At 47.4% G+C, this 380-nt stretch carries 1 protein-coding gene; it reads left to right on the forward strand.

Features of this window, described 5'->3' with window-relative positions; all coding sequences use genetic code 11:
- Positions 1-204: hypothetical protein (locus QB898_RS13250; protein WP_279525324.1), on the forward strand; the 204-nt coding region annotated here is incomplete at its 5' end.
- Between the last annotated feature and the right edge of the window lie 176 nt (positions 205-380).

Below are 380 nucleotides of genomic sequence, written 5' to 3' on the forward strand. Positions count from 1 at the left end.
AAACTCGCGCCTGATTTGAGCATTGAAGCCCTGAACCAAATCGTTTCATCGGGCAGCCACATTGCCAAAGGCTCGCTGGAGGGAGTGCTGGATGCCGTGCGGCACTTTATTTATAACGGGTTCAAACAAGTAATAGCTGCTGCATGGGCCTTGCTTGGCGGGCAGCAAATGTCAGGCAGGCAAATTTCGCTTTTGGGAGCGTAGGAAATGAAACCTGTCTAGACCTGAGCTTCAGTATTGATTCATTTTTGAGTGGACGCACCCATGAATAAATATCAACAAGGCCGTTCCATCATAGGCATGCTATTTCTATCTATTGTTGCCTGCTTTCTGTCGTATATCGGAGTCATTAAACTGCGTGTCTTTCTGATGGACTGGGA

Origin of the sequence: Ottowia cancrivicina, assembly GCF_029813755.1 — a bacterium.
Classification (GTDB): domain Bacteria; phylum Pseudomonadota; class Gammaproteobacteria; order Burkholderiales; family Burkholderiaceae_C; genus Ottowia; species Ottowia massiliensis.